The sequence below is a fragment of the Streptomyces sp. CB02959 genome (assembly GCF_002803155.1).
In the GTDB taxonomy this organism is placed as follows: Bacteria; Actinomycetota; Actinomycetes; order Streptomycetales; family Streptomycetaceae; genus Streptomyces.
On record NZ_NNBP01000072.1, the window covers coordinates 1 to 7362 of the forward strand.

The 7362-nt window shown below is 70.2% G+C and carries 6 protein-coding genes and 1 pseudogene; 6 read left to right on the forward strand and 1 reads right to left on the reverse strand.

Going from position 1 to position 7362, the window contains the following annotated elements; all coding sequences use genetic code 11:
* Window positions 1-90 precede the first annotated feature (90 nt).
* Window positions 91-429 (reverse strand): annotated as a pseudogene (locus tag CG747_RS46630) (IS5/IS1182 family transposase); the annotation flags it as partial.
* Window positions 430-521: 92 nt separating this feature from the next.
* On the opposite strand from CG747_RS46630, the gene CG747_RS46635 reads away from it, so the two are divergent.
* The 6 genes from CG747_RS46635 to CG747_RS46655 all read left to right on the forward strand — a co-directional run bounded on the left by CG747_RS46635 (window position 522) and on the right by CG747_RS46655 (window position 6645).
* Window positions 522-836, forward strand: coding sequence for a hypothetical protein (locus tag CG747_RS46635; RefSeq protein ID WP_100607925.1), 315 nt, complete (start codon window positions 522-524; stop codon window positions 834-836).
* Complete coding sequence (locus tag CG747_RS46640; RefSeq protein ID WP_100607926.1) at window positions 833-1897, forward strand: WXG100 family type VII secretion target; 1065 nt, start codon at window positions 833-835, stop codon at window positions 1895-1897. The genes CG747_RS46635 and CG747_RS46640 overlap by 4 nt, the downstream gene beginning before the upstream one ends.
* Complete coding sequence (locus tag CG747_RS46645; RefSeq protein ID WP_100607927.1) at window positions 1894-2520, forward strand: hypothetical protein; 627 nt, start codon at window positions 1894-1896, stop codon at window positions 2518-2520. Before CG747_RS46640 ends, CG747_RS46645 begins: the two co-directional genes overlap by 4 nt.
* A gap of 376 nt (window positions 2521-2896) precedes the next feature.
* The gene (locus tag CG747_RS50620; RefSeq protein ID WP_257981239.1) at window positions 2897-3022 is read left to right on the forward strand and encodes a hypothetical protein; all 126 of its coding nucleotides are present in this window, start codon (window positions 2897-2899) and stop codon (window positions 3020-3022) included.
* Window positions 3023-4029: 1007 nt separating this feature from the next.
* Window positions 4030-5247 (forward strand): cytochrome P450, encoded by a 1218-nt coding sequence (locus CG747_RS46650; RefSeq protein WP_180986049.1) that lies wholly within the window; start codon window positions 4030-4032, stop codon window positions 5245-5247.
* Window positions 5248-5679: 432 nt separating this feature from the next.
* On the forward strand, window positions 5680-6645 hold the full coding sequence (locus CG747_RS46655; protein ID WP_100607928.1) for an alpha/beta hydrolase: 966 nt from the start codon (window positions 5680-5682) through the stop codon (window positions 6643-6645).
* Window positions 6646-7362 lie beyond the last annotated feature (717 nt).

Sequence of the window (7362 nt, forward strand, 5' to 3'; positions counted from 1 at the left end):
TTCACCACCCACGATGCACGCGTCAAACTGCGCCACCTCTACCCCAAGCATTAGCCGCGACGATCTACTAGGGCGCGTTTTGAGTCGTGATCAATGGGTGGTCCGGGTGGGGTCTTTGATCCAGATCGTCGAGGCGCGCGGGTGGAGGCCGGCGTGGTAGCTGTCCGGGGTCTTGTCGTGTCGGGTGGCGATGCCTCGCCAGGCCTTGAGCTTGTTGATCAGGCGTTTGACGGTGTTCCTCTCCTTGTAGAGGTCGGCGTCGTGACTGACGGGCCGACCGCCCGCAGAGCCCTTCTTCTTCCGGTTGGCGGCCTGGTCCTTCTGCTCCGGGATCACTGTGTTCACCGGACGTCCGCCTGACCATCCATTCGCCGTCACATTGCGGAACCCCGAAGTTGCGCCCGATGCGCCCCCGTTGGGAACACGTATGTAAAGTGCAGTCCAAGAGATGGCCGCGTTTACGCAAAGACTTGGGATGGCGCTAGTTCGGGGGCCGGGGAGGCCACGGGGAGGACAGGAATATGGGCGGCACGGGCTACGACGTAGAAAGCAAGGCTCTCCGTCGCTATGCGACCGCGGCGGATCAGGCCGCGGACCAGGTGGAGAAGATCCGTACCCGGATCAACGGATTGAAGCTGTCCAGCAGCGTGTTCGGCCAGCTGTCGGAGTCCGACAGCCTCAAGGCCGACTACGACAAGCAGTCCGAGGAGGCGGTCGACGACCTCCACGACGTCAAGGAGTCGCTGGGCGGCATCGCCGACGCGATGCGGCTGACGGCAGAGGCGTACGACAACAACGAAGAGGCCCAGGTCCAGGCGTTCGGCGGTGAGGCGTGAGCCAGGCGCTGGAACGCATCGGGTTCGACGTCGACTGGAGCAACCCGCTGGCCGGGGCGCTCGATTCCGTCATCCGCGGGGCCATCAAGGAACTCGGGCTCGACGAGTACCTGGAGAAGGTCAGCGGCGACAACGAGAAGCTGATGGAAACCGCCCGGGAGTGGCGGGCCGCGGCCCGTGACCTTCAGGGCGTGCTCGACGACCTCCAGGCCGAGCGCCGCGGGCTGCAGCACTCGTGGACCGGCGAGGCGTCCGAAGCCTTCGGCAAGACCATGTCCGAGTTCGAAAAGGCTCTGCACGGCGAGGCCGAGGACATGATCACGGTCGCCGAACTCCTCGAGATGGCCGCCGAGTCGTGCGCTGAGGCCGAGGACATGATGGTCGAGCTGATCACCGAGATCGTCGAGGCGCTGCTGGTCGCGGCCGCGACGGCGGCGATCGTCGCGATTCTGACCGCCGGTGTCGGCGCCGCGATCGGCCCGCTCATCGCCGCCGGCGGCGCGGCACACCGCGCGATGAAGGCCGTGCGGATCACCGCCAGACTGGCGGACAAGCTCAAGGATCTCGCCGACCGGATGCGGGCCCTGCAGAAGCTGCGGCGGACGCGCATCAGGGCCAAGGCGCTGTGGCGCAACAAGAACGCCCGCAAGAAGGTCAAGATGGGCGTCAAGCAGATCGTCAAGAAGGCCGCGGGCGCCAAGGCAGCCGGTGCCGCCTTGGACGCGGCGCCGCTGGCCAACAGCGTCTTCGAGCACCACACCGGCATCGACGTCGCCCAAGAGGTCTCCGAGAGGACCGCCAGGGTCAGGGAGAAGGTCGGCGAAGCGGCCAACTCGGCCGAGCGTGCGATCCATGACGCCACCGGCCTCAAGGAGGTCCGCGTCGGCGACAAGCGCTGGGACGTCGAGCACCAGACTCCCGTCGGCCCGGACGCCCCCAAGGAAAAGCCGCTGACCGAGCAGCAGAAGCAGTACGCCGACCGACCCGACTCCGAGCGCTTCACCGACCGCCTGGCCGACGGCGCGGCGGGGTCCAAGCCCGTCCGGGAGGTCTTCGGATGAGTCTGCGGGTCGCCTGGGGGAAGGTCCCGTACAAGGAGGCGAGGGAGCGCGCGGCGCAGGCGCTGCCCGCCGGGGAGCGGTTCGTACAGAACGAAGTCGCTTTCCCGGCACGGAAGCTGCCCAAGCCGTGGCGGTGGAACCGCCCCCGCGTCCTGGTCGGCCACCGGCTCCCGGGCGACCGCTGGGAGGGCTTCAAACGCTCCCTCTGGAGCATCTACTGGCTGTACGACGCCATCGTCGCGCCGATCCTCGATCCCTTCGGGCGGAGCCGCAAGAAGGGCAAGCCGTTCAAGGGTGGCTGGGGAAGCCTGGCCGGCGGGCTGGCCACCGCGCTGTGGCCACGCGTGCCGACCACAGACGCGCTGCCGGTGCTCCAGCTCACCGACCGTCATCTGCACGTCAGCTATGTCCAGCGTGGCCGCCGCCGCGGTGAGCTGGGCACGGTCGAGCCGGGCTGGAACGTGGCGGCCGGGCAGGTGGCCTGGGTCCGGCACCGTACCGACATCGACGCCGACACCTTCGAGTTCGGCTTCACGGACGACTCCTGGGCGCGGGTGCAGCTGCGCAGCCAGCACGCCGTGTACTTCACGGAGTGCTTCCCGAAGGGACCGCCCCGCACGTAACACGGTGCGCACGGCGGCGCCCGGGGTCGTGGAACTCAGGCGCCGGCGTCGTGGTGTGCCCAGCATGGGCAATTGATTGGGGGTGTGGGTCCCCTGGGGGAAGAGATGATGCTGACCCGAGCCGGAGGCAGGGGCGTCATCGTGAGGTGGGGTCTGGAGGAGGTGGGGGTTTGCGCGGGGTGCGCTTGTCCCCCGGTGATCTGCACGGCGGGCCCCTGGCACGCCCAGGTTCAGGTAGAGGCGCTGCGGGGCGTCCTCGCCGAGATCCGGTCGTCGCGCCGCCCGCGGGCGTTCGGGCGGCGCGACGTGTTCGCCTCCCGTCGAACCGCTGGTCCGCCCCGGGGCCCGGCTGCTGGACGGGCCGAATTGGGAGGTAGTGCAGGCCGACGTGCTGCACGGGCTGAGCCGTCAGGTGCCGGGCGGCGAGCACCTGGCTGAGCGGGTGCGGGCGCTGGACGCGGCCTGGCAGCTGACGGCCCAGTGGCTGGAGGAGGGCGGGTAGGATGCGCGGCTCAGCTTCGAGGTCCGGCCCGACGCCCGGCTGAAGACGATCCCGACACGTGGTAATCGCCGCGCCTCCGGTCACAGCATCATCGGCCCCCGCGTTGCTCTTCACGCACCAGGAGTGGACTGGAAACCGCCAGTCCTCGGTATGTGGCACGCCTCCGAAGCCGCTGCCTGCTCCCTATCGCCCGGTTTGCTGGACTACTCAGTCCAGCAAACCGACCTCCCAGTTCGTACGTTGGTTCCGCACATCGGCCTCGCTGATCTTCCGGGCGAGTACATCCGCCTGACCGCGCAGTTCCGGGGGCCGCCGGAGCCCAGTTGCAGTTTGCTGTTTCCCTGGTCAGGGTCCTGCGGATTTCCGCGGGGGTGAGGGCCGCGAGGGATGATCCGTTTCTGCGGCCCCCTTGCTGTGCTGGCATGGGCCTTCGTCGTCGGCACGCGGACGGGTGCCGTGCGGGCAGTGCTAGCATGCCCGCGTGATCATCGAGGTTGACAGACTGTAGCCGCTTCGAAGGCGGCGTTCCCGGGTGCATGTTCACCGTGTGTGGTGAGCGTGCTGTACCGCGCGTCTTGGCGCGGGCCGGTTCCGTGCGTGCTGTCAGCCTCTCCCTGGGCCGTGAGTGTGGTCACCGGTCCTCTCGTGGAAGCCGTTCCCTTCCTTCTCCACCGTGTGCGCTGATCCTCTTCGTGCCCGGTGAGGGGCGACGGAGGGCGCGTTCGGGTATCGGCGGCGGCGCGCTGGGCGGTACCGGGTCAGCCGTGCCGCGCGGTATCGGTCTCCTCATGGAATAGGCCGGACTGTCACGTCGTGCGGTGCCGTGGGGCGTTGTCTCAGCCTTCGAACCTGTTGTTCTCCGTGCGGGCCCGCCCCGGTCGCTTCGGCTGCCGGAGGTGATCGTGCCTGCCCGCCTGCTGCGGTCCACAACGAGCCCCCAGGGGACCGGCGTTGGCCCCGTAGTCGGCCGCTTCCCCATCACGCTTTGATCATGAGGAGAGACACCAGTGCCGCAGAACACGATTCCCGACTTCCCCCTCGACCGCGCTCCCGGCTGCCCTTTCGACCCGCCGCCGCACTTCGCCGCCCTGCGCGCGCAGGCCCCGCTCGTCCGGGTACGGATCTGGGACGGACAGACGCCCTGGCTCGTCACCCGTTACGAGGACCAGCGTGCCGTGCTGGCCGACCCGCGCTTCAGTGCCGACCCGAGCAGGCCCGGCTTTCCCGCACCGACCGAGGGCTTCAAAGCCCAGGGCCGCCAGGAGGTGCAGGCCCTGAGCATGCAGGACGATCCGGAGCATGCGCGTCAACGCCGCATGCTCATCGGGCGCTTCACGGTCAAACAGGTCACCGCGATGACTCCGCGGCTGGTGCAGATCATCGACGACCTGCTGGACCGGATGCAGGCCGCCGGGCCGCCGGCCGACCTGGTCGAAGCCTTCGCGCTGCCCATGCCCTCGCTGGTCATCAGCGAACTGCTCGGCGTCCCCCGTCAGGACCATGCCCTCTTCCAGCGCGTGGCCGGCACGATGATCTCCCGGGAGAGCACCGTGCAAGAGTTCACCGCCGCCCGCACCGAACTCGCCGACTTCCTCGGCGACCTGATCCGGCGCAAGGACGACGATCCGGGTGACGACCTGCTCAGCTCCCTGGTCGTCACACGCATGCGCACCGGCGAACTCACTCCCGCGCTCCTCGTCGAAACCGCGATAACGCTGCTGGTCGCGGGGCACGAGACCACCACCAACCAGCTCGCCCTCGGGACACTGGTGCTGCTGCGCAACCCCGACCAGCTCGCCGTCGTCCGGGACAGCGACGATCCCGCCCTGGTGGCGTCGGCCGTCGAGGAGCTGCTGCGCTACCTGTCCATCACCCAGAACGGGCTCTCCCGGGTCGCCACCGAAGACGTCGAGATCGCAGGCCGGCTCATCCGCGCAGGCGAGGGTGTGATCGTGCCGAACGCCTCCGGCAACCGCGATGCGGCCGTCTTCCGCGACCCCGACCGGTTCGACGTCGGCAGGCCGGACATACGCGGACACCTCGCGTTCGGCTACGGCATCCATCAGTGCCTGGGGCAGAACCTGGCCCGCAAGGAACTCCAACTCGCCTACCCGGCCCTGTTGCGCCGCTTCCCCGGACTGCGCACCACCCTCGCGGACGAGGAGATCCGCTTCAAACACGACATGATCGCGTACGGCGTACACGAGCTGCCCGTCACCTGGTGACTGGGAACTCCCGCCGCCTGCGCGCCCCTGCGACCTGTGCGCTCCTCGCCGCGTGCGTGCTCGTGGCCGCCTGCATGCTCCTCGTCGCCCCCGCTCGCCCCCGCTCGGCTCCGCCGCCTGCGCACCCGGCGCGTGCCGATGCACAGCCCACCTCCGTCCAGAAGGGAATCCATGAACACCCGTCCCGTGCCGGACGACGGCCCGCAACAGACCCCCGCAACTCCCCCACGGATCACCGGCCCAGCGGCCCCGGCCGATCCGGCGGCCTCCGCAACTCCGACGGTCCCCACCGCTCCCGGGACCCCCGCGACTCCCGCGACTCCCGCGACTCCCAAGGCACCCGCGGATCAGGCGGATCAGGCGGATCAGGCGGATCAGGCGGATCAGGCGGATCAGGCGGATCAGGCGGATCAGGAAAGTCGGCCCGCTCCCGTGCCGTTCGACCCGGAAGCAGCAATCGTCCTGGACGGGCTGGGCGACCTGCGCGGCGGCGAGCCGTCGTCACCCGCGGACGTGCCGCGGTGGCGCGCGTACCTCGCCGAGACCGCTCCCGATCCCACACTGGAGGAACTGCGCGACGGCGGGCGCTTCAAGGTGGTGGAGCGTGCGGTACCGGGACCTGACGGAGCGCCGGACGTGCCGTTGCTGATCGCCCGCCCGGCGGGACTGTCCGGCGGCGCACCCGTCGTCTACCACCTGCATGGCGGCGGCATGATCGGCGGGACCGGCCGGACCGGCATGCCCGGTATCTTGCGCGAGTGGGCCGCACCCCTCGGGCTCGTCGTGGTCTCCGCCGAGTACCGTCTGGCTCCCGAGCACCCGTACCCGGCGGGCGTCGAGGACTGCTACGCCGGCCTGGTGTGGGTGGCGCGGCATGCCGCGGAGGTCGGCGGCGCCGCGGAGCGGATCGTGGTGGTGGGCGGTAGCGCGGGCGGCGGGCTGACCGCGGCCGTCGCGCTCATGGCGCGCGACCGGGGTGGACCTCGCCTCGCCGGCCAGCTGGCCATGTGCCCCATGCTCGACGACCGCAACAACACCCCCTCCGCCCGGCAGATGGCCGGCCACGGCGTGTGGGACCGGCGCGCCAACGACGTCGGCTGGACGTCGCTGCTCGGCGAGGCCCGCGGCACCGACCGGGTCCCGTCCTACGCGGCACCTGCCCGCGCGACCGACCTGTCCGGCCTGCCGCCGGCCTACATCGATGCCGGTGCCGCCGAGACCTACCGCGACGAGGGTGTCGCCTACGCCACCCGTATCTGGCAAGTCGGAGGCGACGTCGAACTCCACGTCTGGTCGGGCGGATTCCACGGCTTCGACCAGATCGCACCCGATACCGCCGTCGCCCGCGACGCCCGTGAGGCCCGCGTCCGCTGGCTACGCCGCGTCCTCAACCGGTGAACCCGCACCGTTCCCCACGCCCCGTTGCCCACCGGCCCCGTGGGGTCTGATGCTTTCCGGACAACCGATCGTTTCAGTGTGAGGTTCGCGGTCGGCGGAGGCACGCGCGATGCGGTCGGTGAGCAGCTGTTTGGTGGCGCGCTGGCGCCGGCCCAGCCGCACGCGTATGCCTGGGAAGGCCACAGGCTGTAGCCCTCCAGGTTCCGGTACAGGGGTGTCTGGAGGGCTTTGAGGACCAGCCCGAGGAAGAGGGCGGCACAGAGCAGTAGCAGCGTGGTGCCGGGGCCAGTCGCCGGTACGCAGGTCCGCGACGCCCACGGCGTTGTCGCGGACCTGCCCGCCCGGGGTGGTCGTCGAGGCCAGCGCGGCCGGGTACTGGTACCGGTCGTCCTTCACCAGCCGCTCCAGCCCGGCCCGTACCCTGTCCTTCGGCCCGTCGGGCGGCGCCGCGGAGGCGGGCAGGGCGCCGGGCACGCCGGCCACGGTGGTCGCCGCGAGCAGCACCGCGAGCGGACGCCCCGTGCTCCGGAGTCTGCGGAACTGGCGATCGGACTTGCGGAAGCTCCTTCGGTACGGCACCACGGGGGCGTGGGGAAGCGAAGTCGAGGGTGCCGGCGGCCCGTTCACGGGTGTTCCGCCCGGTCACGCTCCCGACCCTAGGAAGCGCCCCGCCCCTGACGTCGAAGCGTCCGCCGTGTCAGGGCACGGTGATGACGA